This window comes from Nitrosomonas marina (assembly GCF_900110145.1).
Classification (GTDB): domain Bacteria; phylum Pseudomonadota; class Gammaproteobacteria; order Burkholderiales; family Nitrosomonadaceae; genus Nitrosomonas; species Nitrosomonas marina.
This window is the reverse complement of the sequence record NZ_FOCP01000014.1, coordinates 1-26,223: the sequence shown is the minus strand read 5'-3', so window position 1 is coordinate 26,223 and position 26,223 is coordinate 1. Positions and strand designations below refer to the sequence as shown.

Below are 26,223 nucleotides of genomic sequence, written 5' to 3'. Positions count from 1 at the left end.
CAGCACGCTCATGTCTACTCAATATCGGCGCATTCTTCTCAAGCTATCGGGAGAAGCGCTTATGGGTGATGATAGCTATGGTATTAATCAAGCTGTAATCGGGCGTATTGTTTCGGAGATTGCAGAAATCAATGCGCTGGGTGTCGAAATTGCCATTGTTGTCGGTGGCGGTAATATTTTCCGAGGTATGAAGACAGCCAATGATGGACTGGATCGTGTAACAGCCGATTACATGGGAATGCTGGCAACCGTTATGAATGCGCTTGCACTGCAGGACGCAATGAAACAGGCAGGCCTTGTTCCTCGAATACAATCTGCTTTACGTATTGATCAGGTTGTTGAACCATATATCCGCGGTAAAGCGATACGTTATTTGTCTGAAGGCTGGGTAGTTATTTTTGCCGCCGGAACGGGAAACCCTTTCTTCACGACTGACACAGCTGCAGCCCTGCGTGGTATGGAAATGAATGTCGACATTATGCTCAAAGCGACCAAAGTCGATGGCATCTATTCCAGTGATCCTAATATAGATCCGCAGGCAACGCGTTTTCAGAAGATTTCTTTTGACGATGCAATTGCAAAAAACCTTCAGGTAATGGATGCAACTGCCCTGACATTATGCAGAGATCAGAAATTACCCCTCAATGTATTCAGTATTTTCAAGCCAGGAGCGCTCAGGCGCATTATTATCGGAGAAGATGAAGGGACCTTTGTCATGATTTAACCCGGCTCCGGCTGTAATATTCATTCGTTATCAATTACTGCAGGTGCGCAGCTTATGGAAAAATGATTATGATCGCTGATGTAAAGAAAACTGCTGAACAGAAAATGCAGAAAAGCCTTGAGGCCCTGAAAGTCGATTTGAGTAAAGTCAGGAGCGGACGTGCACATACCGGTCTGCTCGATCATGTAATGGTCGATTACTATGGTGCGCCCACTCCCATTAATCAGGTGGCCAATGTCAATTTGATTGATGCACGTACCATTGGTGTTACGCCATGGGAGAAAAAAATGGCTAGTGCAGTTGAAAAAGCCATACGTGAATCAGATCTCGGACTAAATCCCATGTCGGTTGGTGAAACCATACGTGTCCCAATGCCCCCGTTAACCGAGGAACGTCGAAAAGAACTGACAAAAGTCGTCAAGCAGGAAGCGGAAAATGTCCGTGTTGCCATGCGTAATATACGCCGGGATGCCAACTCTCATTTAAAAGAGCTACTGAAATCCAAGGAGATAACAGAAGATGACGAACGCCGGGGGCAGGATGAAATACAAAAATTAACGGATCATTATATTGCCGAAATCGAAAAAGTTCTGCAAACAAAAGAAGCGGAATTAATGGCCATTTGATATGTCTCAAGGTACAAGCTCCACGCGAGAAATACCTGAAACCGGACTGAAACCGAAGCATATAGCCATTATTATGGATGGAAATGGTCGCTGGGCAAGAAAGCGTTATTTGCCACGGATGGCTGGGCATAAGCAAGGCGTCGAAACAGTCCGCAATGTCATCAAATCCTGTTCTGATCACGGTGTCGAATACCTGACACTTTTTGCATTCAGCAGCGAGAACTGGCGGCGCCCGGCAGATGAAGTTTCATTCTTGATGCAGCTCTTTGCCGGTGCTCTGGAACAGGAAATATCCAAACTGCATGAAAATGGAATACGCTTCAAAGTGATCGGTGATATTTCCAGATTCGAATCCCGGATTATTCAGTTCATTAAAAAAGGTGAACAATTAACCGCAAAAAATTCCAAGCTTACACTGACGATTGCCGCAAACTATGGCGGACGCTGGGATATCATGCAGGCCATACAGCAAATGATGGAAAATTCATCTGAACTGCCGATTCAATTTGATGAAGAAAAACTTGCGCAGTACCTTTCCATGTATTACGCACCCGAACCCGACTTGTTTATACGTACCGGTGGAGAATGCCGCATCAGTAATTTTTTGCTTTGGCAGCTTGCCTATACGGAATTATACTTTACCGATACGCTTTGGCCGGATTTCGATGAAAATGAATTCAATATGGCAATACAATCTTATCAACAGCGGGAACGGCGTTTTGGACAGACCAGCGAACAGATTCAACAATGAACTGGCCATTCTGGTAATTTAATCCTAGACAAGTTAGATAATAGTTATGAATAATTTTATCAATTGTCATCAGAACGCGTTCCTGCAGTACTGAGAAAATCATGCTGAAAGCCCGCATCCTCACTGTACTCATCGCTTTACCGCTGTTTTTATCTGCATTATTCTATTTACAGGATATTTTCTGGGCCACCTTATTACTTGTCATCACAGTCATCGGTGCACGTGAGTGGTGTCATTTGGCACGCTTCTCGGTCAGAAATACGGTTATTTTCATGATCTTGACAACATTACTGGGCGGCGAATTACTGTTTTTGTTAAGCGAAGCGGTTCAAAGCACTCCCTATGCCTATACTGCAGTCTGGATTTATGTATTGTCAACGCTGTTCTGGATAGGCTGCGTGCCGCTGATGCTGAAAACTTCGACTGTTATGCATCACACTCTGGTGATGATGGGAATCGGATGGCTGGTACTGCTGCCGACAGCACTCGCACTGTATCAGTTACGCGCCATCAACCCGATGCTGCTGCTGGGGTTGATGGGAACCATATGGGTTTCTGACACGGCAGCCTATTTTACTGGCCGCGCATTCGGTCAACATAAGCTTGCCTATCACATCAGCCCAGGGAAAACCTGGGAAGGAGTGGCCGGTGCCATCTTTGCCGTATTGCTCTACGGACTCATTTGGGTATATTTTTTTGCAGATGGAGCGTATCTTCAGTCACTGGTACCACTGCTTCTGGTACTCGCCATTCTTGGCATTATCGGCGATTTGTTTGAATCACTGATCAAACGTCAGGCAGGGCTCAAGGACAGCGGTAGAATTCTTCCGGGACATGGTGGTATTCTGGACCGTATCGATGCATTAACATCCACTTTACCCTTCGCTATACTGGCACTACTGGTTTTTAATTCTTCTCTACTATGAATACATTACGCCATTTGACGATTCTGGGATCAACAGGCAGTATCGGTGAAAGCACACTTGATGTTGTTAACCGCCATCCCGATCTGTTCAGGATCACAGCGCTAACAGCAAATAACAATATTGATAAAATGCTAGCCCAGTGCAAACAATTCCGGCCACGTTATGCTGTAATGCTGGATACTGCTCAGGCTGAACACCTCAAACAGGCAATTGACCAAAGCAGTCTTGATACAACAGTATTATCAGGCGTTGAGTCGCTGGAGAAAGTTGCCTCGCTGCCCGACGTGGATGTGGTTATGGCGGCTATTGTCGGTGCAGCCGGTATACGTCCGACATTTGCTGCAGCACAGGCCGGAAAACTGGTATTGCTGGCAAATAAAGAAACGCTGGTCATGGCAGGACGTATCTTCATGGATATAGTCAAGCAGCACGGCGCGACACTGCTGCCGATAGACAGCGAGCACAATGCAATCCATCAGTCACTTCCCCATGATTTTGGCGGAGATCTTCCTGGCAAAGGCATTCGTCGCATATTATTGACCGCCTCGGGAGGACCTTTCCGGAACGCGCCGCTGGATTCAATGACAAATGTAACACCTGCACAGGCATGTGCTCACCCAAACTGGGACATGGGGCGCAAAATTTCTGTCGATTCAGCGACGATGATGAACAAGGGGCTTGAGGTTATCGAGGCGCATTGGCTGTTCAATGCAGCACCCGAACACATACAGGTCGTCATTCATCCGCAAAGTGTGATTCACTCTATGGTTGAATATATTGACGGCTCAGTTCTGGCACAACTTGGAAATCCGGATATGCGCACACCCATTGCGCATGCCATGGGTTATCCAAGAAGAATTGAAAGCGGCGTATCCCCGTTAGATATGTTTGAAGTCGCTCAGCTGGGTTTTGAGAAACCGGATTTTAAGCGCTTCCCCTGTCTGAAGCTGGCGTACAGAGCGCTGGAGATGGGTGATAACATGCCTGCAATTCTCAACGCTGCCAATGAAATCGCAGTCGAGTCATTTCTCGATGAAAAGATGCCTTTCACTGCAATTCCCGCCATGATTGAGCATGTCATGGATACTTTTGAGAAAAAAGCAATGCATTCGCTCGGTGATGTTCTCGAGGTTGACAGTAATGCACGTGATGCCGCCCGGGATTGGCTGGGCACCATCAGGCAGATTGCTTAAATTTCATGTTGTGTTGATTTTTCTAATGATAATATAGTGCGGTTTCTAACTGGCGACCCATGGATCAAGAATATACATATCATATCAAGCGGCCTCGGGATAACGATAACAAAATGCTCTGGCTCACACCCGATTTATTCAACGAATCTCAATAGCGATTTCACATTCTGAGCTGACATGTCAATATTTTTCACAATCATTTCTTTTGTCGTAGCCCTGGGCATTCTGATTACTTTCCACGAATTCGGTCACTACCTCGTTGCACGTTGGAATGGCGTTAAGGTACTACGATTCTCTGTCGGTTTTGGTCAGCCCGTGTTTCGAAAACGCATAGGCAGAGATCAGACCGAATGGGTTGTCGCGGCCATTCCACTGGGTGGCTATGTCAAAATGCTGGATGAGAATGAAGGCAAGGTCGAAAAAGAAGATTTACCGCGCGCCTTTAACCGCCAACCCGTCGGACGCCGTTTTGCCATTGTGGCCGCCGGACCCTTGGCCAATTTTTTACTGGCAATCGTTATGTACTGGTTCATGTTTGTTTTGGGTGTCGAAGGTATAAAACCCGTGCTTGGACCGGTCGTGCCCGACACGCCAGTAGCCAGGGCAAATTTCGAGCAAGGTGAAACCATCGTCCGTATTGGGAACGAACCGGTAGAAAGCTGGCAGGACGCGCGCTGGACATTGCTGCGCTTCGCAGTGGGGCGGTCAAGTGCGGTACCCATCGAAACAGTAAATCAGAACGGTGGTATCAATCGACGCCAACTCGATTTAAGCGGTATTCATCCTGACGACCTGGAGGGCAACGTACTGGGTATTATTGGTTTCAATCTCTTTCAGCCTGAAATCAAGCCGGTGATTGCAACAGTCATGGCTGATGGTGCGGGTGAACGCGCCGGAATACGTGCAGGCGATGAAATCCTGGCCGTCAATGACCGGGATGTTTATAGCTGGATTGAATTTGTACCCGAAGTACAGCAGAGTCCGGAGCAGCCGCTGATACTTGATATATTACGTGACGATCAGGTCATCACTTTGACCGTTACGCCCGACTCGGTTGTCGATAACGGAAAAACGGTTGGCCGCATCGGCATAATGCCGGAAATAGACCAATCGCTGTTTGATGAAATGCGTGTTATGGTTACCTATCCAGCTGGCGAGGCGGTCATCATCGCAATGAACAAAACCTGGGAAACTACGGTGCTTACGTTGAGCATGCTCTCTAAAATGATTACCGGCGACGTTTCCTGGAAAAATGTGAGTGGGCCGATTTCCATTGCGGACTACGCTGGCCAGTCCGCGCAGATGGGACTGGCTTCGTATCTTGCATTTCTGGCATTGATCAGCGTCAGCCTTGGCGTATTAAATCTGTTGCCAATCCCGATTCTGGATGGCGGACACCTGATGTATTATGTCATTGAAATAATCAAAGGTTCACCAGTCTCGGAGAAGACCATGATTATTGGTCAGAAAGTAGGCCTTTTAATGTTGTTTACCCTGATGACGTTTGCAATATATAACGATATACACCGACTGGTTACTGGTTAGATAATGAACTACAGGTATCTTGTCGCGCTTCTCAGCTTGTTATGCGCTGTATCAGTATGGGCCGGCGAGCCGTTTGTTGTTCAGGATATCCGGGTTGAAGGTATTCAACGCACCGAAGCCGGAACCGTTTTCAGCTATTTGCCTGTCAAGGTTGGTGATATCATTGATGAAGCCAAAGCTACCGAAGCAGTCAAAGCCTTATATGCAACGGGATTCTTCAAGGATGTACAGTTAAAAACTGAAGGGGGTGTGCTGATTGTTCAGGTCGAGGAACGTCCAGCGATAGCGCAGATTAACATCAATGGCGCCAAGGCATTTGAAAAGGACAAACTCAAGGAAGGGCTTAAACAGGCCGGACTGTCCGAATCGCGTATTTTCAGCCGCTCTTTACTGGACCGCGCCGAACAGGAACTAAAGCGGCAATATCTCAGCACCGGAAAATATGCCGTTAAAATCACCACCACGACGACACCGCTGGATCGTAATCGCATCGCTATTAATTTCGACATTGACGAAGGACGCACGGCCCGTATCAAATTAATTAATTTTGTCGGCAACGAAGCGTTTAATGACAAGGCATTGCGCGGCCTGTTTGTCTTGACTACACCCAATCTGCTCACCTGGTTTACCAAAAACGATCAGTATTCCAAGCAAAAGCTGTCCGCAGACCTGGAAACATTGCGTTCGTATTATCTTGACCGTGGTTACCTGGAATTCAATATCGATTCCACCCAGGTTTCGATTACGCCGGATATGAAGGATATTTATATCACCGTCAACATTACCGAAGGTGAACAGTATACCGTTTCTGATATCAAGCTGGCAGGTGATCTGATTGTGCCTGAAGAAGAACTGAAGGAATTTATACTGTTGCAGCCTGGCGACGTGTTTGCACGCGAGAAGTTGACCGAATCGGTGAAGCTGATTTCCGATCGTCTCGGCGATGACGGCTATGCTTTTGCAAATGTAAACGCAGCACCCGAACTGGATCATGAAAACAGACAAGCGGCTTTCACGTTTTTTGTCGATCCGGGACGACGGGTTTATATACGCCGAATCAATATTACCGGTAATGATCGCACCAAAGATGAAGTAATACGACGTGAATTCCGCCAGATGGAAGGTGGTTGGCACTCCACTTCGAAAATCAACCTGTCCAGGCAGCGCGTTGACCGACTGTTGTTTTTCAATAGCGTCAATGTGGAGACACCGCCCGTTCCGGATGCCCCCGACCAGGTCGATGTCAATGTCCACGTTGAGGAGAGACCGACCGGTGCAATCATGTTTGGCGCGGGCTTTTCAGACCGCGAGGGACTGATTCTGAATGGATCTGTTTCGCAAAACAACATATTTGGCACCGGGAATCATTTCAGTTTTCAGGTAAATACCGGCCGTATTAACCGCGTGTTTGCTATTTCGTTTAACAATCCTTACTTTACCGTCGATGGCATCAGTCTGGGTTTTGATATATTCAGACGAGACCTCAATACATCGCGCTTATCAAGGGTAAATGCTTTTAGAACAACGACATCAGGTGCTATCCTGAGATTCGGCCTGCCCATCGCTGAGAATGATATCATTTCATTCGGTGCAGGTGCTGAACAGACCAAGATCGGTGTTTTCGAAAACAGCCTTCCGAGAACAGTCAGATTTGTCGATGAGTTTGGCTCGACTACAAACAATCTGCCGTTTACCGTTAGCTGGGCGCGCGACCGGCGTGACAGTGCGATTTATCCGACATCGGGCACAACACACCGTTTATTCGGTGAAGTCAGTATTCCGGGGGTCGATCTGAATTACTACAAGGTCAGCTACAATCAGAAAACCTACTTCCCATTGACCAAAACATTTACGTTATTTTTAAATACCGAATTTGGTATCGGTGACGGTTACGCAGACAAACCGCTACCTTTCTTTAAAAACTTTTTCGCAGGCGGTAACAATTCCGTGCGCGGATACGATCTGAATTCACTGGGCCCGAGAGAACCGGTTCCGGGTTCTGACCGAACATTCGCACTCGGTGCCAGCAAACGCGTAGTTGCCAATCTGGAGCTATTGTTTCCCATGCCATTTATGAAAGACGACCGGTCTGTCCGTCTGGGTGCTTTTATCGATGGCGGCGCTGTATTTGATAGTTTCAAGCGTAAAACCGTAATGCTGGATGGATTCTCGGTAGATCAGGGCCTGCCCGATTTGTTACGTTTTTCTGCTGGAATTTCAGTAACCTGGGTATCGCCGATGGGGCCCTTGAAGGTCAGTCTCGCCAAACCACTCAATGACAAACCCGAGGATAACTTGCAGATGTTCCAGTTTCTGTTCGGGCAACAATTTTAGGCTGAGTTCGTACCGTTCAGGAGATTCTATTGAATATTAAATACCTGTGGTGGAAACTTCGCAGCCTTTTTATTCTGTCAGCAGCAGGTATTCTGCTGCTGTTTAGCCCGTTAAATTATGCCGAAAGTATTAAAATAGGCGTTGTGAATACGGAAAAGATTCTACGTGAGTCCATTCCGGCATTGAATGCTCAACAAAGAATAGACCAGGAATTCATACCGCGCGATGTTGAAATCAAGGAGATGGCACAGCAAGCCAAAACACTGCAGGAGAAGCTGGAAAAAAAAAGCGCCAACTTGAATGAAACCGACAGGCGGGAACTGGAACGAGAACTGGCGAACCTGAGCCGCAATTACCAGCGAGCGCAGCGCCAGATGCGCGAGGATTTGACTGTACGTCAAAATGAAGAGTATGGCGCCATTCTGGAGTTGACCGACAAAGCAATTCATTACATAGCCGAAAAAGAAAATTACGATCTGATTCTGCAGCTGCAGGATTCCGTGTACCGCAGTCAGCGCATCGACATCACTGACCAGGTCATTGAAACACTGAACACCAAAAAGGGAAAAAATTCGATTCAGCCATAATCAAGCCTCATCGAATCACAAATCTATACACTGCCCGGTTATACTGTGCGCAGCGAAAAAGTCAATGAATCCATAAGGGAAAACACATGAACACCATGGATATCCATGAAATTCTTAAATATTTGCCGCACCGCTATCCATTGTTGCTGGTGGATAAGGTGTTGTTGATTGAAACTGGAAAAAGCATAGTCGCAGTGAAAAGCGTCTCGATCAACGAGCCATTTTTTCAGGGCCATTTTCCGCATCATCCAGTGATGCCCGGCGTGTTGATTGTTGAAGCAATGGCACAGGCAGCAGCGCTGTTGACGCTTAAATCCGGTGGAGAATCCAATAAAGAAGATACGGTATATTATTTTGTCGGTATTGATAACGTCCGTTTCAAAAAACCGGTAATGCCTGGAGACCAGCTTATTCTCAAAGTATCTATCGACCGTGAAATAAAAGGGCTGTGGAAATATAGTGCCCGAGCCGAAGTTGACGATCAGCTAGTGACAGAAGCCAAATTGATGTGTACTGCGAGAAGTGTATAAGCGGCAACTTTAAGCGGAGACCGATTGTTGCAGACCATTGCAACTGTATCCCGCCAAGCCTGGCAGCTGGTTGGCGGCGTCGATGAAGCTGGACGCGGACCGCTGGCTGGGCCTGTAGTGGCGGCTTGCGTAGTGCTGGGCACACAGTTTGACTTGCCGGGTTTGACAGATTCAAAACAACTGAGTGAAAAAAAACGCAACAGCCTGGCAGCTGCGATCAAACAGCACGCCCGTGGCTGGGCGGTGGCATCGGCAACGGTAGCGGAAATAGACCAGCTGAATATTCTGCAAGCGACGCTGCTGGCCATGCAAAGAGCAGTCGCGCTGTTACCGGTGGCGCCCGATCTGGTCATGATTGACGGCACGCAGAGCCCGAAAATCGAAATCCCGACGCGCACCGTGATCAGGGGGGATAGCTTGGTTGCCGAAATCTCCGCCGCATCCATTCTGGCAAAAACCGCACGTGATGCCGAAATGATGGCGCTGCACCGGCGCTTCCCGGAATACGGTTTTGACCGACACAAGGGCTATCCAACCAGACGGCATATCGACGCTTTGCAAATGTATGGTATAACAGAAATACACCGACGAAGCTTCGCACCTGTTCAGGCAATTGCTCAATCTATCGTTAATCGCTGAATTATTCGTGAAGGAATCAATATGGAAACCCTGAAAGTACTGCATATACTGGGTGTTGTTATTTGGGTAGGGGGCATGTTCTTCGCCTATATGGTTTTAAGGCCGGTTGTCAACCAGCTGCTGCCATCACCACCGCAAATGCTTAAATTCTGGCAGATGGTTTTCGCCAGTTTTTTTCACTGGGTATGGCTGTCGATTACAGTGATTCTGGCAAGCGGTCTGCATATGATTTCCCAAATGGGCGGATTTAGAGCCCTGCCTTTTAATGTGTATCTGATGTTTGCCATCGGTTCCATGATGATGCTGATCTTCCTCTACGTGTATTTTACTGCTTACCGGAAACTGAAACGCTATGTGGCAGCTGAAGAATGGGAGTCGGCGGGTATCGCACTGATACAGATACGTGTTCTGGTCGGCTTGAATCTGATTCTGGGGTTTGTAACCATTGCCATTGCCATTCTGGACACCTAGGCAAAGCGTCGTTGCTTATTAATATGAAAAACTGGAGGTTGAACCAATATGCGCATAGAGAAAGATACAGTAGTGTCGCTTCAGTATGAACTGTCTGATTCGTCAGGTAATCTGATTGAAAAAACAGAAGAGCCGATCAACTATCTGCACGGCGGATATGACGGCATTTTCCCCATGGTCGAGGAAGCGCTGCATGAAAAAGAGATCGGTTACAGCTGTACCGTTTCAATGGAACCCGAACATACGTTCGGTGAGTATGACAGCAGCCTTGTTCGTCTGGAACCACGCAATGCTTTTCCTGAAAATGTCGAGGTAGGCATGCGTTTTGAAGGCGCTGCCGAGGATTCCGACGATTACCTGATATATACCGTGACCGATATTGCAGAAGACAAGGTTGTTGTGGATGGCAATCATCCACTGGCCGGCATGAAACTGAATTTCACCTGCACGGTGATCGACGTACGTCCGGCAACAGCTGAAGAAGTTGCGCATCAGCATGTACAAGGGCCGCAAGAACACCTGCATTAACGATCGCATCACTGCCCGGATTGTTCATCCAGCATCTGCCTGATTTTATAGAGTTGATCGAGCGCTTGCCGCGGCGTCAGCTCATCGGGTGAAATCGCTCTCAGCAAGGGGATTATCGGATTCTCCTGCGGTTCGATTTCGGCGTCCGATCCGGTTTCGTCAAAAACCAGATCGAGTTGTGGTGTTCTGTCGGCGCTGTGCTTCTCAAGTTCTGCCAGATGCTTTCGGGCCATGCGTATTGCCCGACCGGGAACACCCGCCAGCGCGGCAACTTGCAGGCCGTAGCTCTGGCTCGCCGGCCCTGCGGCGACTTTATGCAAAAATACGATGCGGTGCTTGTGTTCCACGGCTTCAAGGTGAACATTACGAATTTGCCTGAATTCCTCGGCCAGCCGCGTCAATTCAAAATAGTGCGTGGCAAACAGCGTACAGCTTTTATTTCTGGTCAGCAGATAGCGCGCAATCGCCAGAGCCAAAGCAAGCCCGTCAAATGTTGACGTGCCACGCCCGACTTCATCCATCAGCACCAGGCTTTGCGCCGTGGCGTTATGCAGAATATTGGCAGTCTCTGTCATTTCCACCATAAAAGTAGAGCGCCCGCCTGCAAGGTCGTCCGACGCGCCGATACGTGTAAAAATCTGGTCGAGCAGACCGATGTGCGCTTTCTGGGCCGGTACGTAGCTGCCGCAGTGCGCCAGCAGCGCAATCAGCGCAACCTGGCGCATATAAGTAGACTTGCCACCCATGTTAGGGCCAGTGATGATCAGCATCTGATGGCCGCCATGGTGCTGCGGACCCAGTTGCACGTCATTGGAAATATAGTTGTCCACCTGTTGCTCCACCACCGGATGGCGCCCCGCCTCGATATCGATTATCGAGTCCTGCGTTAACACCGGTGCAGTATAAGCGAGCGTCTGCGCTCGCTCGGCGAAAGCGCACAGAACATCGGCCGTGGCTACGCTGACAGCGGTTTGCTGCAACGTCTGCACCGATTCGGACAGCCTGTCCAGCAGCACATCGTACAGGAGTTTTTCGCGCGCCAGCGCGCGATCCTGCGCCGCCAGCGCCTTGTCCTCAAATGTTTTAAGCTCGGGCGTAATGTAGCGTTCGGCGCTTTTCAGCGTCTGCCTGCGACGGTAATCGTCCGGCACCTTGTCGCTGTGTGCATGCGTAACTTCGATATAAAAACCGTGCACACGATTATATTCCACTTTGAGATTCGGAATACCGGTGCGTTCCTTTTCACGGGTTTCCAGTTGCAGCAGATACTCTCCGCAGTTATGCTGCAAGGCACGCAATTCGTCGAGCTCTGCATCATAGCCGTCGGCAATCACATTGCCTTCGCGCAACACAGTACCGGGCTCGGGACGGATCGCTCGCTCCAGCAAGTCTATTAGCGCTGGATCTGGCTGCAGATCCAGCATTAATTGCGCAATGCAGCTTGCTTCGCATGCGGCAAGCACCTTTGCTGCCTCGGGCAACAGCTTCAGGCTGTCGCGCAGGCCAGATAAGTCTCTCGGGCGCGCCGTGCGCAGCGCGACGCGCGCCGTAATGCGTTCGATATCGACCACATGCCGCAAGCAATCTCGCACTGTCGGATATGCATTGTGCGCGATCAGGTCCGCCACGCTGTCGAGCCGCTGTTGAATTTCATATGGATTGCGTAGCGGATGATGCAACCAGAATTGCAGCAGGCGACTGCCCATGCTGGTGGCACAGGTATCGAGCAGCGACTGCAAAGTCGGGGCCCGCTCGCCGCGAATAGTCTCGGAAATTTCCAGATTGCGGCGGGTAGCCGCATCCATTCGCACATATACGCTGTCACGCACCGCCTGCAGCGACGTCACATGCAGTGCGGTGCTGCCCTGCGTCAGACGGGCATATTCGAGCAGCGCGTTGGCCGCACCCAGTGCCGTCGTTAAATCCGCGCAGCCAAAGCCGGACAAGTCGTGTGCTTCAAAGTGCCGCGTCAGGCTGCGGACGGCACTGTCGAGATCGAACTGCCACGGCGGCAGCGTTTTCAAAATCCAGCGATCGTTCAGGTCCGGCACCGAGCGCAGCGATTCCGGCAACAAAATCTCGGCCGGTTGCAACCGCTCCAGTTCGCTGACCAGCTGTTCGGGCACCGTTTCCATCACTCGTAGCTGGCCGGCTGCCAGATTCAGCCATGCCAGCCCGAGTGTGGATTCATGAATCGTCAGCGCCAGCAGAATGCAGTCACGCTTGTCTTCCATCAAAGCCGCGTCGGTCAATGTGCCAGGCGTGACAATACGCACTACTTCGCGTTCGACCGGCCCCTTGCTCGCAGCAGGATCCCCCACCTGCTCGCAAATTGCGACCGACTCGCCGAGCTTGACGAGCCGGGCCAGATACTGTTCGGCGGCATGATACGGCACCCCCGCCATCTTGATAGGTTCGCCTGCTGACGTACCACGCCGTGTCAGCGTAATATCCAGTAAACCGGCGGCTTTCTCGGCATCATCATAAAACAGTTCGTAAAAATCACCCATGCGATAAAACAGCAGCATGTCGGGATACTGTGCCTTGATACGCAGATACTGCTGCATCATGGGTGTGTGCTGCGGTTCTTTTTTCATCCAAATAACGGGGATTATGGGTGTAAAACGGTGCGGACTGATCGTGTCATGAAACAGGATTTTAGCATCGAATGACGCTAGACTAGAAACGCATTACAAGTTATCGGAAGTGATAACTGCATCCTGCGCAGGCTTCGTGATAGTGGTCATGAGTTATCAGGGAAACACCTCAACTCTGCGCTCTACCTTGATCTACCGCATATACGGCGGCAACGGTTCGCCGAAAAATTCGCGCATCAGAAAGTTTTCCAGTCCTTCCTGGTCTCCCGGCCGGGCGGATAGGACGATGACGCGGTTGAGGCGATGCGATTCCCAGTTGAAATCTTCCTGGTGGTACTGGCGAATGAGCTGAATCATGCGGCGGATCACGGCGCGTTCAATGTCGCCACCCGGTTCCGTTTCAACCTGGACGATTTCACGGCGCGGATTACTGATGCCGGTGGTCCAGGCGCGGAATGAAAAGCGCGCGTAAGTCGTGCGTAACTCGAGGATCTGGAAAATACCGCTGGTACCGGGTGTTTGCAGATTGCGCCGGACTTTCGCCATGCGGATTTCCTCCGCGGATGACTGCGGTTGCGTGTTGTTGTTGCTGGCATATTCGGGACCGTCAAAAATTCCGGCAGGACGCTCCGGGACGGCGTGTTGTTGCGGCTGCGGCCTCCTCTGGTTGATATATTCCGACAGATCAGCAGGTGTCTCGGCATTCTTGGATTGCGTGGCTTCTGTTGTGGTTTTTTTCTCGGGCTGTTGCGTCTTCGGTACTGTCACGGCATCGGATCTGACAGGCGGCGTCTGCGGACGAACAGGAGGCGGCGGTGGAGTTTTGACCGCCGGTTCGGGCTCAACCTGCGGTGGTGTCTCGGAAGGCGTTTCGACACCTTTACGCGGTGGCGGCACCGATTCCTGCGGCTGTGCCAGCTCGGGCAGTTCCAGAAATTCAGCTTCGATTGCATCCGGCACTGTAATAGCCACTTCAATCTCGTCATCGGATTCCGACAGGAAAAAACCAAACGTCCATATGAGCAGCAGCCAGATCAACGCCGACAGCGGCAGCGGCCACCACAGGCGGATTTCCCTGGACCTGGAGTCGGTCATTGTCGAAACAGGCGCGTGCATTATCAGCTTATTTATGCCGCACCGCGATCAGAAACTGTTGCACGCCCGCCTGCCGCGCGCGCAGCATTGCCTGTACTACGACACCCTGTGGGGCCTCGTTGTCCGCCGATACGATCAGTTTCTGCTGTGCATTCTTGAGCAGCGGTTTGAGTGTCACGGCCAGCGTGTCAAGCGTAACGGATTCTTTGTTGATAAAGATTTCACTGTCTTTGGTCAGCGTGAGCGTGACCGGTTTCTCGGCGCTGAGTTTCTCGGCCTGGCCTTGGGGCAGGTTAACCTGCAGAGAATCCAACTTCTGCATTGACAGCGAAGCCAGCATAAACGTCGCCAGCAGGAAGAACATGACGTCAATCATGGGTATGATCTGGATATAGCCTTTACGCGGCGTTCTGGTTTTACGCAGTTTCATGAATGTCTTCCTTTTGATCCAGGCGGATATGATCGATCAGGCGCGTGCCGAGACGTTCCATTTCATCCATGGTCTGTGATTGCAGCCGCGAAAAATAATTGAATCCGAACAGGGCAATCAGCGCAATCGACAGACCGACCACAGTGGCAATCAACGCTTCGGCAACACCGCCCGTGACTGCGGTCGGGTTGACGATGCCTTCACTGCCGATGACCTGAAAGGCGCGCATCATGCCGACAACGGTACCGACGAGTCCCAGCAGCGGGGCAGCGGTAACGATTGTTTCCAGCGCCCAGAGCCGGCGCGACAATGACGCTTCGATCATCTGCGCTTCGTCCGCCGCACGCGACTCGGTCCACCATGACGGCTGGTGCCGGTTGGCGATCACGACTTCGAAAAACCGCTTGTAATAATGTCGCCTGTCCAGCCCGGACAGAAATTTTTCCAGGTCTTCCCATTTGAAACCGTATGTTTCGATGAGGTTCAGCAGTTCGTTCGAAAGCCTTGCGAATCGCCAGTAAACAAACGCCTTTTCCAGCATGATCGCCAGCGCGATCACACCCAGCAACGACAGTGGCAGGATGATGATACCGCCCAGTTCCAGCATGACCCAGGCTTGGTTCAGATATTCCATACATTTACTCCAGATATCGAAAAAGCTATAACGTTACGACCCACACAGCTTGCACATGAATTCCCTTACTCGAGTATGTGCGGGTGTTTGAACATAAATACCGGCACGAATTCCCGGTACCGGAAAACCCACTATACTGCCATAGACGGTGCGCAGTTGTAGCATGAAAATCTGAATTGCTGAAAAGATAGCGAATACCAGACACGGACAGGCCGCTATGCCTTGGATATGCTGAAAAAACGAACTAGGATAATAGCCGAGGAAAACGCGGTGTTATGGATAACGTCACTTAATGATGGCGTGCAACTATTCCCTGAATTTGATAATAATCCGGCCGCGTGCCACCTGAATATGCTCGATACCTTCGGAAAAACTTTTCCAGAACCCCGGATCGCTACCGAATTCGCTCACCAGGTCAATATTCTTCAATCCACCCAACCAGGCATTCGGAATCGGTACGCCCATGATACTGATGCCGCTAAGGACAATTACCGGCTTGTCATTCCGATAGGTCATGCCGACACCGGCATTGACACGAAGCGTTTTACCGCCGAAAACCGGAAAATCCTCCTCGAACGGTACCAGCAGCTTGGCACTGACAAGTCCCTCGTCAAGATCGATGGCCAGCTTGCGAGCCAGTTCGGTATTTTTGGCCAGCATCGCATTCAGCTCGCGTTCGGTAAAACTGACTTCTCGTGTTGCACCCGCTTCGGAGTATGGCTCAGGTTTCAGATAGCCGTCTTCATGAAATTCGTCTTCAAGCGGCTGGTATGAATATTCCTGCTGATAAGAGGAAGATAACCCGGTACTCCTTGCATATCCCAGCTTGTCGAGCTTGTCATCAAGCGCCCGTTCTTCCGCTGCGCTAAGCGATACCGGAGTGAATGCAGTAGCGAAAACATACGTCTTGAGCACCCAGTAGGTGCCCGCGATAGTAATCAGGATGGTGATAAAGACAATGAGCAGCACTTGGGTCCAGTTCATAATCGCGCCGTCGAAAAAATACAGAATGATGATGGATCATTATTGATGATTGTCCATTTTAACTGATTTCAAGGGACGGCATGGTATAAACTGTTGCTACCAAATCATCAATCAGAACCAGTTTCGCTATGACAATACCTGATCGCTACTGCCCTATCGAGGATTACGGCCTGATCGGCAACCTGGAGACAACCGCATTGGTTTCAAAGTGGGGATCCATTGATTTTATGCCGTATCCACGCTTCGACTCACCGACCATTTTTACAGCGCTGCTCGACCGGAGCAGCGGAGGATCTTTTTCCATTGAAATACTGTGTGACGAAGTCAATCACAAACAGCTGTACCTGCCCGATACCGCCATTCTGATCACTCGATACCTGACCAATGTGGGTATCGCGGAATTGACCGATTTTATGCCGGTGGATGAAGAAAACAACCGTTTCGTACTGATCAGAATGCTCAAAATCATCAAAGGTGATCACACAGTGCGTGTCGAACTGAATCCACGCTTTGCCTATGGCAAATTCGGATTTGGTGTCACAAAACAAAACGGCACTCTGCTCATTCAAAGCAAAGGGGCGAATGAACAGGCATTTCGTTTGATATGTCCAGTTGATTTTGAATTGGAAGACGACCGGCTTGTGGCTGAAATTCATCTGAAAGCCCGGGATGAAATCTGCTTTGCGCTGTTGTCTGAAGATACTTCTGAATATCCGGGCACAGATGATGACCTGAAAGCATTTGCAAAAAAAAACTTTGACCGTACGTTGCATTTCTGGCGAAACTGGAATAATCAGTCGGCCTATAGCGGTCGCTGGCAGGATATCGTCAGGCGCTCCGCGATTACGCTGAAACTGCTCACATCCTGTCGTTACGGTTCAACCGTTGCCGCCGCCACATTCGGTCTGCCGGAACATATCGGTGGTCAGCGTAACTGGGATTACCGCTATACCTGGATCCGCGATGCAGCGTTTACCATGTATGCCTTCCTCCGGCTCGGATATAACCGCGAGGCACGACAGTTTATTCACTGGATACAGCAACGCAGCCTGGAAATCGACTCGGCTGACGAACTTAAGCTCATGTATCGGATCGACGGTACGTTCGATCTTGAAGAACATGAAATCCCGCATCTTGAAGGATACAAAGGCTCCACACCGGTGCGTTCAGGCAACGGCGCGTACAATCAATTCCAGCTCGATATCTTTGGCGAGCTGATCGACACGATTTATCTGTATAACAAGAATGCAGAGCCAATCAGTTATGATTTCTGGCTGAGTTTGACCAAATTCATCAATTTTGTATGCGAGAACTGGAAACAAAAGGGCCATGGTATCTGGGAAGTGCGTGATGGAGAAAAGGAATTTCTGATTTCCAAGGTAATGTCCTGGGTTGCCCTCGACCGCGGATTACGGATTGCCGAAAACCGCTCATTCCCGGCACCGCTCGAGCGGTGGCGGACAACACGTAACGAAGTGTTTAACGATGTCTATCACAATTTCTGGAATCCGGAACGCAAGGCCTTTGTGCAGTACCGCGGAGCGGATGCCCTGGATGCATCCGCCTTGCTGATGCCACTGGTACGCATGTTAAGCCCCAATGAACCGCGCTGGATATCGACACTTCAAGCCATAGAGAGTGAACTGGTCACAGATTCACTGGTTTATCGCTATAATCTCGACAATGGCGCCAGCGATGGCTTTTCCGGCGAAGAAGGGACTTTTTCGATGTGTTCGTTCTGGTATATCGAATGCCTGGCCAAATCCGGAAAGATCGATAAAGCCATTCTGTATTTCGAGAAAATGCTCGGATATGCAAATCATCTCGGGCTGTATTCAGAGCAGATCAACCTGAAAGGTGAACAGCTGGGCAACTTCCCACAGGCGTTCACACATCTTGGATTGATCAGCGCCGCTTACCAGCTCCAGCTACTGCTGTCACAGGATAACCACTGATGAACTCAACCGACCTATGACACATACAAATCGAATACAATCACTCAACAAAAAAATTGCCCTGATCACCGGTGCCGCTACAGGCATCGGCAAGGCCGTCGCCCTGCGTCTCGGACAGGAAGGCTGTCATGTCATTGTCAATTATCTCGAACGAAGGGACGATGCCACTGCTGTTGTCAATGCCATCAAGACGCAAGGCGGAGATGCCACCTGCTTGCAGGCGGATATCAGCCGTGAAGACGATGTCGTAAACCTGTTCACAGCCATCAGAAAGCAATTCGGCCGGCTTGACGTGCTGGTCAACAATGCCGGACTGCAGCGGGACAGCGATTTTATCGATATGACGCTGGACGACTGGAACACGGTAATCAATGTCGACCTGACCGGACATTTTTTGTGCGCACGTGAGGCCGCACGGCTTTTCATGCGGCAATCTCGGGACAACATCGACCGACCGCCGGGTGCCATGGTATTTATTACCTCGGTGCACCAGAACATCCCCTGGTCGCGGCGCGCCAATTATTGCGCCGCCAAAGCCGGTGCCGCAATGCTGATGAAAACGATCGCCCAGGAACTTGCCCCTTACCAGATCCGTGTCAATGCAATTGCGCCAGGCGCGGTCAAGACCCCGATCAATATTGATAATTTTCAGGATCCGGAATCCAGAAAAAAAATCATGCGAAAAATTCCCTATGGGCGTGCGGGAAAGGTGGAGGACATCGCCGCTGCCGTAGCCTGGCTGGCATCCGACGAGGCCGACTACGTCACCGGCGAGACTCTTTTTGTCGACGGCGGCATGGAACTGTTCGCCGATTTTGCTGACGGTGGCTAGATTCTGGCTGATTACCCGGAATCGTTAACAGATTGCTCAATCTTTTTTTTCGGGCCGGGTTAACTGGTAATAGCCATGGTGCGCACCGCCAAGATATTCGGCACGGGCGCTAAGGGTGTCACCCGGCCTGAAATTCTGAAAGTTTTCAAAAGAAAAACCTTCAACGGTTTTGCCGGGTTCGGCAAACTGCGGGCCGAAAACAACCGACGTCTCAATGATTTCAAAACTGAGCAGCCACTTGCGTGCGTCGTCTTGCGACTGACTGCAGGTAATTAGCCTGAGTTTAAGCAGGGACTCATTCGGTGCTGCAGTGACCGGACGGGATGGATTTTGATCATGCATGACTTTTGCGGGTTACAGTTTATTCATTCAAAACGACGCGCTTTAATACACCTGACTGTCTCATCAGCGTTTCGCTGATGAGACAGTCAGCCTCTCGGCTGATACATATCAGACACAGTTTCTGCGTCATACCATATACATCCGGTAGATCGTATTGTCATCGACATAGACGGTAACAGGGATATTATTGGCCTGCGCCTCGCATGCCATGATTAACAGATGTGTGACGCCATCGGGATGATCGGATTTAATTTTCCGCCACCCGGTGTTTTTGATATGCACCCATGCATTCTGCGTATGGTAACTGGTATAAGTACGGTCGATTATTTTATTGGCGAGCCATACCTGTGTCGAAACCGTGCCGACACTGATTGTTGCATTGATTGTATTTCCCGTCAGCCTGATTGCGGATACATCGACACTGGAGCTGCTGCCATCATTGGCCTTGCTGTTTGGCGTTGTGGTGTCATTAAAAACATTGTTCGCGCCGGACGGGAATGCATCACCGGTGTCGCCGCTGTTGGCGTTGGTATTCAGATCACGATTTCCATCAGCCTGCTCGATATCAACCAGATAATGGTTTTCGTCGGTATTGTTGGCCTGGTTATCGTCAACATGTTCAATAATACAGCCGCTGCCGGGCAGATAGCGATCAAATCCCTGTTGCTGACGGTTGGTTACCAGAAAATACTCCTTTGAGTTCACATCACCGATTGGCAACTTATACACATCGGCGCTACTGTGGTAAGGCTGAATATTGACATTCTGCGTATCGTTGAAAATAACCTTGGGCGCTATCCATCCGGCCTGCAGCTTGCACCAGGCTGTCGGATGCGCCGGTGTGTCACCGCCGTTATTCCAGCTGCCACCCGCCATCAGATCCCAGCGCCCTGTCCCCCTGGATGAGTAGTCCGTATCGTACAGGTCGGGCCATTGCATCAACAAATGACCAAGCTCATGCGCCATGACGCCCACACGTCCGTCTTCAGGCGCCATAAAGTAATTTCTGATCTGTACGCCATTGTATGTTTTTGGTGCAATGGACCATTTATGCGACCAGATGTCACTCCTGTTACCCGTGGCCTCACCGCCCGATCCTGCTGCGATGATAACCAGTGCATCGACGATGCCGTCACCGTCGTTATCATACTCGGCAAAATTGACATGGGGTGCGGCCAGATCAATCACGTCCTCGACCAGTTTTTGCGCGTTGCGCGGGTAACTGCCGAAGCCGTAGTCGTCGTTGGTGTAATATGCCTTGGTTTGCGGCGCGCGATACCAGCCCGCAGTCGGACCGCCGGTACCGCTGACTTCGCCGACGACGTCGAGTCTGCCATACGATGCTTCGCGGTAAAAATCACGCATGCTGCCGGTTGCATAGGTACCTGAAGAAAACAGCATGTCGCTGTAATGCTGTTGTGTCTGCGCAGCAGTTTTATCGGAAAAATCAACCAACAATACCAGCGCTTTTCTGACACCGACGATAGGACTGAATTGCTTGGTTGGAGAAATGAGCGTATGCGCCCTGGTTTTTGGCGGTCGCGTTAAAATCAACGCAGCGCTTTTTTGATCCAGTACATCCTTGTCAGTTTTACCTGGAAGGGCGATTCCCTCGCGTAAGCGTTGCTTGGACCGGATAATTTTTTCCTCCAATTCCGGTGAAGGAGGAGCTATACAACGTTCATAACACATTTGGCGTCCCTCTCATAAATATTAGAACGAGCGTCCTATAATGCAAACATTCAAACGCAGGCGATCATGTTACCTTTTGCAGTTGCAGCAGCATGTTATCGTGCCGGGATGACATATCGACTGCAAATGCCTGTACGGTGACCCAATCTCCACGACGGATTTCCGGCGTTTTGGACATACTGATATGCGCCCGGACGATTGTGTCGGAGTGCAGATTTTTAACGGTAAAATCCACCACAAACGGTAACGCACTCGTTTCGCCTTTCCGGTGTGATACATGGTCAATCCGCTCGACACCCAGCGGTACTGCCGATTCGTCCAGCATGCCCGCATCCTCGGCGTAAACATACAATGTAGCATCGTGAAATGTATCCACATCGCTATCAATCAAGACTTGACCTGCAACACGCATGATTCAATACTTTCTATCATTTCAATCCGGCGGCTATTTTTTTGCGCGCGATTGCCCGGCCGATTTTTTTTCTCTGGTTCTGGCGGCAGGTGTTGTTTCCATATCGGGCTCCGGCACGGCATCCGGAGTCTGCATATCGTCCAAATCGGGCGGTGGTGGTGCAGTTTCTGCAGACAAATTACTTATTCCCGAACCGCTCAGGTCGCTGGCTGACGGTGCAGGCGCCCAACCACTGGCTTGCGTTTCAATCATGGTCGCTTCCGGTCCGGGCACCATGTTGTCTGTTTGAAGCGTTGCTTCTAAGGGAAACTGCATATCGGGCCCTGGTGCGACCGCTTCTTCCCTCCAGCCGCCGCTGCCCTGCACGATCTCATCTGGTGGCGGAGCGGCTGACGCATCCGCAGATGAAACAGCATCGTTACCTGTGCCGAACTGGCCAATCATAGGAATTTTGATTGTAATTTCGTGATTCATGATCTGTTTCTCCTCATATCGCTGCCCACGCTGCCAGCCTTGGTGCCTTGGTAGCCTTGGGTCGGATGACAGCCCGGGCTGGAATAATTAGTTCAAGTAAACACGCTCGATCAGGTTGTCTACAATATAAACGTTTACAGACCGGCCATTCGCCTTTGCGGCACATAACAGTGCGAAAGTATTGGTGATGCCGTCTTGATTGCCTGTCCTGATTTTCCTCCAACCCAGGCCGCTGATATTTGCCCAGGCATTCTCAGTATGAAAAGTAGTGTATGTTTGAATGACAGATTGGTTGTTACTCCACATGGTCGTATCCTCGCTTTTGGTGGTTAAAAGAACATGCACAGTTGTCTGCTAATTCAGGTAAACGCGTTCAATTGTGCTGCCATCCGCATAAACATTGACTGTGCGGTTATTTGCCTTTGCTTCGCTGAGCGCAATTAGTGTATTGGTGACGCCATCCGGGTTACCCGTCTTGATTTTCCGCCATCCCAGACCCTCGACACGCGCCCAGGCATTTTGTGCGTGATACGTTGCATATATCTGGACTACTGATTTGTTCGTATGCCAGGTAGTATATATTGCATGGACTGCCGCGATATCGCCATCGCTCAACCCGCTGCGCTGGCCGATAGCGATGCCGGGCGGTATTGTCGTAATGGTGTCATTGCCATTTTTCGAAAAAGCTTTGGCCGGGTAATGCATGATCGAGCCATAGTCATAAGGGCCATAATCATCGCCATCGCTGATATGCTGGTTAAAATTATGTTCCTTACCGGATTCGATATTTTCCCAGTGAATCGCAACGTGAGTATCGCGGTCTTCCCGGCTTTGTTCGTGCCACAGGCCCCACGCGTGCCCTATTTCATGAATGGTATTGCCGGTGCTGCAGCCACTTGCAAGATTAATAAACTGCTGACCGCCACGCATGCCGATACTCGAGCTGCATCCGCTGCCCGATCTGAAACGGACATAGTTAGGATACCGGCCAGCGTTGCTGGCGGTACGTTCAACAAAATTCAGATTGGTCCTGCTGGTCCAGTGCGCAATCGCATCGGTAACCCGGTTTTTATTGGACAGGCCCGGATCTATTTCATAAGGCATCAGAGCATTCGGCCAGCGGTATTGCGCACCGGTGACGACCACGCCCCTCTGCAGGTGATCCTGAATGGCTTCCGCTTTTCCTGATAGTACTGCTTTGGTGTGTACGGCCATTTCATCAGCCGTACCGAGTATGATGTCCCCTTCAAAAAAAGCGAACCCGTTTACAACAGTATATTGAACAGGTTTGTTCTTGAAAGTCAGACCGGAAATAAAGCCCTTCAGGACTCGGTCTCCGGAAAGCATGCCGTCATTGTCGATATCTGTGTGATTTGCCATTTTCAACCTCCTGACATGCAAGTCGTCGAATATGAATAAGGCGTAATAGTAGTTTACATGGTATTGTGGATTTGTGCGCCATGCTGTGATAAAAATCACTCATACGTCAATTTTGCACTGATTCAACCATGGACAATTGCTGGTTTCACGTTATTCGGGCCAATGGTCCTGTCTGCCGATTTATTACCGCATATCTGAAAAATTCCTGATAACTCAATGATGTTAATGGTTTCACTTATAGCAGAATAATAATTATCCCAATATACGAAGGCGATTGACTTATATAGACTTGTACTCAAGTTGAGTTTTAAGGAGTAAACACATGAAAACAATCAAAGCAAAAGAATTTGTGATTGCTTTAGCGATTACCGCCGTGATGAGCGTTATTTCGGTAAATGCCTTCGCAGCATCACCGAACCATCAGGTCAGCCCGAATGCTGTGAATACAGCCTATGTTGATCATGAAGCGCTCGCAGATAAATATGAAAACATGGCGCATGCCATGCAGGAAAAAATAGAAGCGCAGCTGGAAGCGCTCAGTAACAAGCCGCGTAGCAGTTTTTTCGGCAGAAACGGACAACATATCAAAAAACATGTGGCCTATAAAATTAACGAATACGACAAAACTGCTCAGGAAAACATGCAAAAGGCGCTGTACCACAGAAAAATCGCTATGGAGAAATCTGCTCGCAAAACAGTTGCCGAATCAACGAATACCATGAATCAGCCTGTCAACAAGGCAGGTATGCAGGTAGATACTGCGCTTGACGCCCTGTAAATCACGTAACCAGTTTAACACGTAGCTCTCCAAACCCACTTCGGTGGGTTTTTTTTATTCAGTATGTAGTTTTCATGATACAAAAATTCATGCGTGTGATTGCCAGACGGCAACAAATGAATTGATTGAATTGACATAATCTTAGTAATATGTGACATATTCATAAATAATTTTTTGGCAGACTGACTTCAACAATTTGGTTTAAAACGTTTAATTGCGTTGGGATACTCAGATGAATGATGTATGGCAACAATTTGATCAACTAAAACTGGACCGCGAGTCGAGCCGGATCAAAAAAAGATTGATGCGAATGCTTATATCGCAATCAGTGTTCATTACCGTTTTTTTACTGCTGCAAGGTGTGCACTACGGAACACAAATAACCTTTGACACGAGAATGGTACATGGTCTGGCATTCCTTTTCCCGGTATTGGGTATCATGATGGGCACCTCCATACTGATCGCTAATTTTGCCACATATACCGGCGTTTACCGGGAGTTTGCATGGGTGAAAAAAAATACCGCGAAAGATAGCCCGGGTAATTCGATGGATAAGGAAAACAAAGCCGCTTTCCGCAGCCTGATTATCACAACCGGGATCGCTTTGTTTATTACGATTGCGTGGATAGCAATTCTGTCATCAATGACCTGTGCTTACCAGCTGCCCAATGACTTCATTGTTAAAATGAATGTGATATAAAACGCACTGGCGCCAGTCCTGTTCAAATGAACTTATACAGTGCCGCATACTGGTAAACAGGGATTGTTATCGCATATCGGCAGCTTCTGAAAACTGGTTCACGAAGAGTGGCAGTTCAAAGGAAGTTTCAGGATGGTCTCGCAGGTTATCAAAAAAACCTCTGGCAACACCAGAGGTTTTTTTCATCAAGATGCAGCTCTAGTTGTGACGATACCACTGGAACCGTGTTCAATGTAGCATTTGCCTGCGCTTTAAAAATTTGTCAGTCAGGAAAGCAATCAGTAGAAATGCCAGAATATAAGGGATTACGGAGATAAACAGGTTCGTATAATTGGTTGTCTGTATGCTCAGCGGATATTCGTAATGAAATGAAGGAATGCCCACTCCGGTTACAAGCAGGGTATAGTCCCCTTTGTCCAGATTAAACGCCCCTTTGATGACACCATCCGTGTGCTCCGTAGAATACATGGATGCCACGGTATCGCCGGTGGAATCACCACTTCCACGTACAATTCTGATGTCGATCGGCATCGTTCGCAATGCATGGTCGATAATATCCAGCACCCAGAATGTTTCCCCCTCATGCGGAATTTCGGTGCAGTATTCCGCCTGTGGATCGTATTGCGGTTGATAAGTACTCAAATGCACCATACTGCCGGCCATCATGCGTACACAAACATCATTTTCCAAAGGAACGTTCCCGTGCGCTGCTACGAAACCACTGTAAAAAAATGTGAAGAGTAATACACCTGTCATCCATATTTTTTTGATTTTTTTCATTCTGTAGACCTCCTGCCCCGGAAGATTTGATCATCCACGAAGCATTCTTTTTAAACCCCATGATCCGGACAAAAAATCATGGGGGACAATTACAAAACATTACATGTTCAAGGAACAATCCGGTTGTCAAGGATTTCTTTGCTCTGGTTGTTCCAGATAACGTCCGTCAGGTTAGAGTAGCGCGTAATAATCTGCGCAGCTATACCACCCGAGAAAAGTCCGGCCCAGCCCAGTATCACAAAGCCCCAGTGCAACGGCGCGCTAAACAGCTCTTCCATGAACCA

Annotated in this window: 30 protein-coding genes; 16 read left to right on the top strand and 14 right to left on the bottom strand. The window is 49.5% G+C overall.

What is annotated here, in order from left to right:
* The first annotated feature begins 10 nt into the window (after positions 1-10).
* The 12 genes from pyrH (at position 11) to BMX44_RS10365 (ending at position 10,854) form a co-directional block, all read left to right on the top strand.
* A complete protein-coding gene (pyrH, locus tag BMX44_RS10420) occupies positions 11-724 on the top strand; it encodes a UMP kinase (protein WP_090632669.1) in 714 nt (237 codons plus the stop codon).
* A gap of 68 nt (positions 725-792) precedes the next feature.
* Positions 793-1,350 (top strand): ribosome recycling factor, encoded by a 558-nt coding sequence (gene frr / locus BMX44_RS10415; protein WP_090632667.1) that lies wholly within the window; start codon positions 793-795, stop codon positions 1,348-1,350.
* Position 1,351: 1 nt separating this feature from the next.
* Positions 1,352-2,101 (top strand): undecaprenyl pyrophosphate synthase, encoded by a 750-nt coding sequence (locus BMX44_RS10410; RefSeq protein ID WP_090632665.1) that lies wholly within the window; start codon positions 1,352-1,354, stop codon positions 2,099-2,101.
* A gap of 101 nt (positions 2,102-2,202) precedes the next feature.
* Positions 2,203-3,027 (top strand): phosphatidate cytidylyltransferase, encoded by an 825-nt coding sequence (locus BMX44_RS10405; RefSeq protein ID WP_090632663.1) that lies wholly within the window; start codon positions 2,203-2,205, stop codon positions 3,025-3,027.
* Positions 3,024-4,220 carry a 1-deoxy-D-xylulose-5-phosphate reductoisomerase gene (gene ispC, locus BMX44_RS10400; RefSeq protein ID WP_090632661.1) on the top strand — a complete coding sequence of 399 codons (1,197 nt, stop codon included), beginning with the start codon at positions 3,024-3,026 and terminating at the stop codon, positions 4,218-4,220. The genes BMX44_RS10405 and ispC overlap by 4 nt, the downstream gene beginning before the upstream one ends.
* Before the next feature lie 177 nt (positions 4,221-4,397).
* Complete coding sequence (gene rseP, locus BMX44_RS10395; protein ID WP_090632658.1) at positions 4,398-5,765, top strand: RIP metalloprotease RseP; 1,368 nt, start codon at positions 4,398-4,400, stop codon at positions 5,763-5,765.
* Between the two features lie 3 nt (positions 5,766-5,768).
* Complete coding sequence (gene bamA, locus BMX44_RS10390) at positions 5,769-8,099, top strand: outer membrane protein assembly factor BamA (RefSeq protein WP_090632656.1); 2,331 nt, start codon at positions 5,769-5,771, stop codon at positions 8,097-8,099.
* A 29-nt stretch (positions 8,100-8,128) separates the two neighbouring features.
* Entirely contained in the window at positions 8,129-8,686 is a 558-nt protein-coding gene (locus tag BMX44_RS10385; protein ID WP_245738903.1) for an OmpH/Skp family outer membrane protein, read from the top strand.
* Between the two features lie 86 nt (positions 8,687-8,772).
* Positions 8,773-9,216, top strand: coding sequence for a 3-hydroxyacyl-ACP dehydratase FabZ (gene fabZ / locus BMX44_RS10380; RefSeq protein ID WP_090632653.1), 444 nt, complete (start codon positions 8,773-8,775; stop codon positions 9,214-9,216).
* Positions 9,217-9,240: 24 nt separating this feature from the next.
* Positions 9,241-9,855, top strand: coding sequence for a ribonuclease HII (gene rnhB, locus BMX44_RS10375; protein ID WP_245738902.1), 615 nt, complete (start codon positions 9,241-9,243; stop codon positions 9,853-9,855).
* A gap of 21 nt (positions 9,856-9,876) precedes the next feature.
* Positions 9,877-10,326, top strand: a complete 450-nt coding sequence (locus BMX44_RS10370; protein ID WP_090632650.1) for a CopD family protein — start codon at positions 9,877-9,879, stop codon at positions 10,324-10,326.
* Between the two features lie 48 nt (positions 10,327-10,374).
* Positions 10,375-10,854, top strand: coding sequence for an FKBP-type peptidyl-prolyl cis-trans isomerase (locus BMX44_RS10365; protein ID WP_090632646.1), 480 nt, complete (start codon positions 10,375-10,377; stop codon positions 10,852-10,854).
* A gap of 8 nt (positions 10,855-10,862) precedes the next feature.
* On the opposite strand, the gene mutS is transcribed toward BMX44_RS10365, so the two are convergent.
* From mutS to BMX44_RS10340, 6 genes are all read right to left on the bottom strand, one after another.
* Entirely contained in the window at positions 10,863-13,451 is a 2,589-nt protein-coding gene (gene mutS / locus BMX44_RS10360) for a DNA mismatch repair protein MutS (protein ID WP_090632643.1), read from the bottom strand.
* A gap of 192 nt (positions 13,452-13,643) precedes the next feature.
* Positions 13,644-14,546 (bottom strand): hypothetical protein, encoded by a 903-nt coding sequence (locus BMX44_RS10355; protein ID WP_090632774.1) that lies wholly within the window; start codon positions 14,544-14,546, stop codon positions 13,644-13,646.
* A gap of 28 nt (positions 14,547-14,574) precedes the next feature.
* Positions 14,575-14,976: an ExbD/TolR family protein gene (locus tag BMX44_RS10350; protein WP_090632639.1), complete on the bottom strand. Its 402-nt coding sequence runs from the start codon at positions 14,974-14,976 to the stop codon at positions 14,575-14,577.
* Positions 14,963-15,610 (bottom strand): MotA/TolQ/ExbB proton channel family protein, encoded by a 648-nt coding sequence (locus tag BMX44_RS10345; RefSeq protein WP_090632636.1) that lies wholly within the window; start codon positions 15,608-15,610, stop codon positions 14,963-14,965. The genes BMX44_RS10350 and BMX44_RS10345 overlap by 14 nt, the downstream gene beginning before the upstream one ends.
* A 33-nt stretch (positions 15,611-15,643) precedes the next feature.
* Complete coding sequence (locus BMX44_RS17425; RefSeq protein WP_281246247.1) at positions 15,644-15,775, bottom strand: hypothetical protein; 132 nt, start codon at positions 15,773-15,775, stop codon at positions 15,644-15,646.
* Positions 15,776-15,916: 141 nt separating this feature from the next.
* Positions 15,917-16,594, bottom strand: a complete 678-nt coding sequence (locus BMX44_RS10340) for an arginine N-succinyltransferase (RefSeq protein ID WP_090632632.1) — start codon at positions 16,592-16,594, stop codon at positions 15,917-15,919.
* Positions 16,595-16,722: 128 nt separating this feature from the next.
* Here BMX44_RS10340 and BMX44_RS10335 point away from each other — a divergent pair, with 128 nt between their 5' ends.
* Positions 16,723-18,549: a glycoside hydrolase family 15 protein gene (locus BMX44_RS10335; RefSeq protein ID WP_090632628.1), complete on the top strand. Its 1,827-nt coding sequence runs from the start codon at positions 16,723-16,725 to the stop codon at positions 18,547-18,549.
* Positions 18,550-18,565: 16 nt separating this feature from the next.
* Positions 18,566-19,381: an SDR family oxidoreductase gene (locus BMX44_RS10330; RefSeq protein ID WP_090632624.1), complete on the top strand. Its 816-nt coding sequence runs from the start codon at positions 18,566-18,568 to the stop codon at positions 19,379-19,381.
* Between the two features lie 36 nt (positions 19,382-19,417).
* Here BMX44_RS10330 and BMX44_RS10325 read toward each other — a convergent pair whose 3' ends face one another.
* From BMX44_RS10325 to legP, 6 genes are all read right to left on the bottom strand, one after another.
* The gene (locus BMX44_RS10325; RefSeq protein WP_090632621.1) at positions 19,418-19,723 is read right to left on the bottom strand and encodes a hypothetical protein; all 306 of its coding nucleotides are present in this window, start codon (positions 19,721-19,723) and stop codon (positions 19,418-19,420) included.
* Positions 19,724-19,849: 126 nt separating this feature from the next.
* On the bottom strand, positions 19,850-21,415 hold the full coding sequence (locus BMX44_RS10320; RefSeq protein ID WP_090632616.1) for a M6 family metalloprotease domain-containing protein: 1,566 nt from the start codon (positions 21,413-21,415) through the stop codon (positions 19,850-19,852).
* Between the two features lie 64 nt (positions 21,416-21,479).
* Positions 21,480-21,827, bottom strand: coding sequence for a hypothetical protein (locus BMX44_RS10315; RefSeq protein WP_090632612.1), 348 nt, complete (start codon positions 21,825-21,827; stop codon positions 21,480-21,482).
* A gap of 33 nt (positions 21,828-21,860) precedes the next feature.
* Complete coding sequence (locus BMX44_RS10310; RefSeq protein WP_090632608.1) at positions 21,861-22,301, bottom strand: hypothetical protein; 441 nt, start codon at positions 22,299-22,301, stop codon at positions 21,861-21,863.
* A gap of 87 nt (positions 22,302-22,388) precedes the next feature.
* On the bottom strand, positions 22,389-22,607 hold the full coding sequence (locus tag BMX44_RS10305; protein WP_090632604.1) for a hypothetical protein: 219 nt from the start codon (positions 22,605-22,607) through the stop codon (positions 22,389-22,391).
* A 48-nt stretch (positions 22,608-22,655) separates the two neighbouring features.
* Positions 22,656-23,681 carry a Dot/Icm T4SS effector Zinc-dependent metalloprotease LegP gene (legP, locus tag BMX44_RS10300; protein WP_090632601.1) on the bottom strand — a complete coding sequence of 342 codons (1,026 nt, stop codon included), beginning with the start codon at positions 23,679-23,681 and terminating at the stop codon, positions 22,656-22,658.
* A 322-nt stretch (positions 23,682-24,003) separates the two neighbouring features.
* On the opposite strand from legP, the gene BMX44_RS10295 reads away from it, so the two are divergent.
* Together BMX44_RS10295 and BMX44_RS10290 are read left to right on the top strand one after the other, a co-directional pair.
* Complete coding sequence (locus BMX44_RS10295; RefSeq protein ID WP_090632598.1) at positions 24,004-24,459, top strand: hypothetical protein; 456 nt, start codon at positions 24,004-24,006, stop codon at positions 24,457-24,459.
* Between the two features lie 232 nt (positions 24,460-24,691).
* On the top strand, positions 24,692-25,159 hold the full coding sequence (locus BMX44_RS10290) for a hypothetical protein (protein ID WP_090632595.1): 468 nt from the start codon (positions 24,692-24,694) through the stop codon (positions 25,157-25,159).
* 228 nt (positions 25,160-25,387) lie between these two features.
* Here the strand turns inward: BMX44_RS10290 and BMX44_RS10285 are convergent, their stop codons facing one another.
* Entirely contained in the window at positions 25,388-25,939 is a 552-nt protein-coding gene (locus tag BMX44_RS10285) for a hypothetical protein (protein WP_090632591.1), read from the bottom strand.
* 107 nt (positions 25,940-26,046) lie between these two features.
* A partial coding sequence (locus BMX44_RS10280; protein ID WP_218143949.1) for a methane monooxygenase/ammonia monooxygenase subunit C occupies positions 26,047-26,223 on the bottom strand: 177 nt, incomplete at its 5' end.

Bases quoted from the DNA above. Each gene is read 5' to 3' on its own strand.
- pyrH (WP_090632669.1), top strand. From the start codon at position 11: ATGTCTACTCAATATCGGCGCATTCTTCTCAAGCTATCGGGAGAAGCG.
- frr (WP_090632667.1), top strand. From the start codon at position 793: ATGATCGCTGATGTAAAGAAAACTGCTGAACAGAAAATGCAGAAAAGC.
- BMX44_RS10410 (WP_090632665.1), top strand. From the start codon at position 1,352: ATGTCTCAAGGTACAAGCTCCACGCGAGAAATACCTGAAACCGGACTG.
- BMX44_RS10405 (WP_090632663.1), top strand. From the start codon at position 2,203: ATGCTGAAAGCCCGCATCCTCACTGTACTCATCGCTTTACCGCTGTTT.
- ispC (WP_090632661.1), top strand. From the start codon at position 3,024: ATGAATACATTACGCCATTTGACGATTCTGGGATCAACAGGCAGTATC.
- rseP (WP_090632658.1), top strand. From the start codon at position 4,398: ATGTCAATATTTTTCACAATCATTTCTTTTGTCGTAGCCCTGGGCATT.
- bamA (WP_090632656.1), top strand. From the start codon at position 5,769: ATGAACTACAGGTATCTTGTCGCGCTTCTCAGCTTGTTATGCGCTGTA.
- fabZ (WP_090632653.1), top strand. From the start codon at position 8,773: ATGAACACCATGGATATCCATGAAATTCTTAAATATTTGCCGCACCGC.
- BMX44_RS10370 (WP_090632650.1), top strand. From the start codon at position 9,877: ATGGAAACCCTGAAAGTACTGCATATACTGGGTGTTGTTATTTGGGTA.
- BMX44_RS10365 (WP_090632646.1), top strand. From the start codon at position 10,375: ATGCGCATAGAGAAAGATACAGTAGTGTCGCTTCAGTATGAACTGTCT.
- mutS (WP_090632643.1), bottom strand. From the start codon at position 13,451: ATGAAAAAAGAACCGCAGCACACACCCATGATGCAGCAGTATCTGCGT.
- BMX44_RS10355 (WP_090632774.1), bottom strand. From the start codon at position 14,546: ATGACCGACTCCAGGTCCAGGGAAATCCGCCTGTGGTGGCCGCTGCCG.
- BMX44_RS10350 (WP_090632639.1), bottom strand. From the start codon at position 14,976: ATGAAACTGCGTAAAACCAGAACGCCGCGTAAAGGCTATATCCAGATC.
- BMX44_RS10345 (WP_090632636.1), bottom strand. From the start codon at position 15,610: ATGGAATATCTGAACCAAGCCTGGGTCATGCTGGAACTGGGCGGTATC.
- BMX44_RS17425 (WP_281246247.1), bottom strand. From the start codon at position 15,775: ATGCTACAACTGCGCACCGTCTATGGCAGTATAGTGGGTTTTCCGGTA.
- BMX44_RS10340 (WP_090632632.1), bottom strand. From the start codon at position 16,594: ATGAACTGGACCCAAGTGCTGCTCATTGTCTTTATCACCATCCTGATT.
- BMX44_RS10335 (WP_090632628.1), top strand. From the start codon at position 16,723: ATGACAATACCTGATCGCTACTGCCCTATCGAGGATTACGGCCTGATC.
- BMX44_RS10330 (WP_090632624.1), top strand. From the start codon at position 18,566: ATGACACATACAAATCGAATACAATCACTCAACAAAAAAATTGCCCTG.
- BMX44_RS10325 (WP_090632621.1), bottom strand. From the start codon at position 19,723: ATGCATGATCAAAATCCATCCCGTCCGGTCACTGCAGCACCGAATGAG.
- BMX44_RS10320 (WP_090632616.1), bottom strand. From the start codon at position 21,415: ATGTGTTATGAACGTTGTATAGCTCCTCCTTCACCGGAATTGGAGGAA.
- BMX44_RS10315 (WP_090632612.1), bottom strand. From the start codon at position 21,827: ATGCGTGTTGCAGGTCAAGTCTTGATTGATAGCGATGTGGATACATTT.
- BMX44_RS10310 (WP_090632608.1), bottom strand. From the start codon at position 22,301: ATGAATCACGAAATTACAATCAAAATTCCTATGATTGGCCAGTTCGGC.
- BMX44_RS10305 (WP_090632604.1), bottom strand. From the start codon at position 22,607: ATGTGGAGTAACAACCAATCTGTCATTCAAACATACACTACTTTTCAT.
- legP (WP_090632601.1), bottom strand. From the start codon at position 23,681: ATGGCAAATCACACAGATATCGACAATGACGGCATGCTTTCCGGAGAC.
- BMX44_RS10295 (WP_090632598.1), top strand. From the start codon at position 24,004: ATGAAAACAATCAAAGCAAAAGAATTTGTGATTGCTTTAGCGATTACC.
- BMX44_RS10290 (WP_090632595.1), top strand. From the start codon at position 24,692: ATGAATGATGTATGGCAACAATTTGATCAACTAAAACTGGACCGCGAG.
- BMX44_RS10285 (WP_090632591.1), bottom strand. From the start codon at position 25,939: ATGAAAAAAATCAAAAAAATATGGATGACAGGTGTATTACTCTTCACA.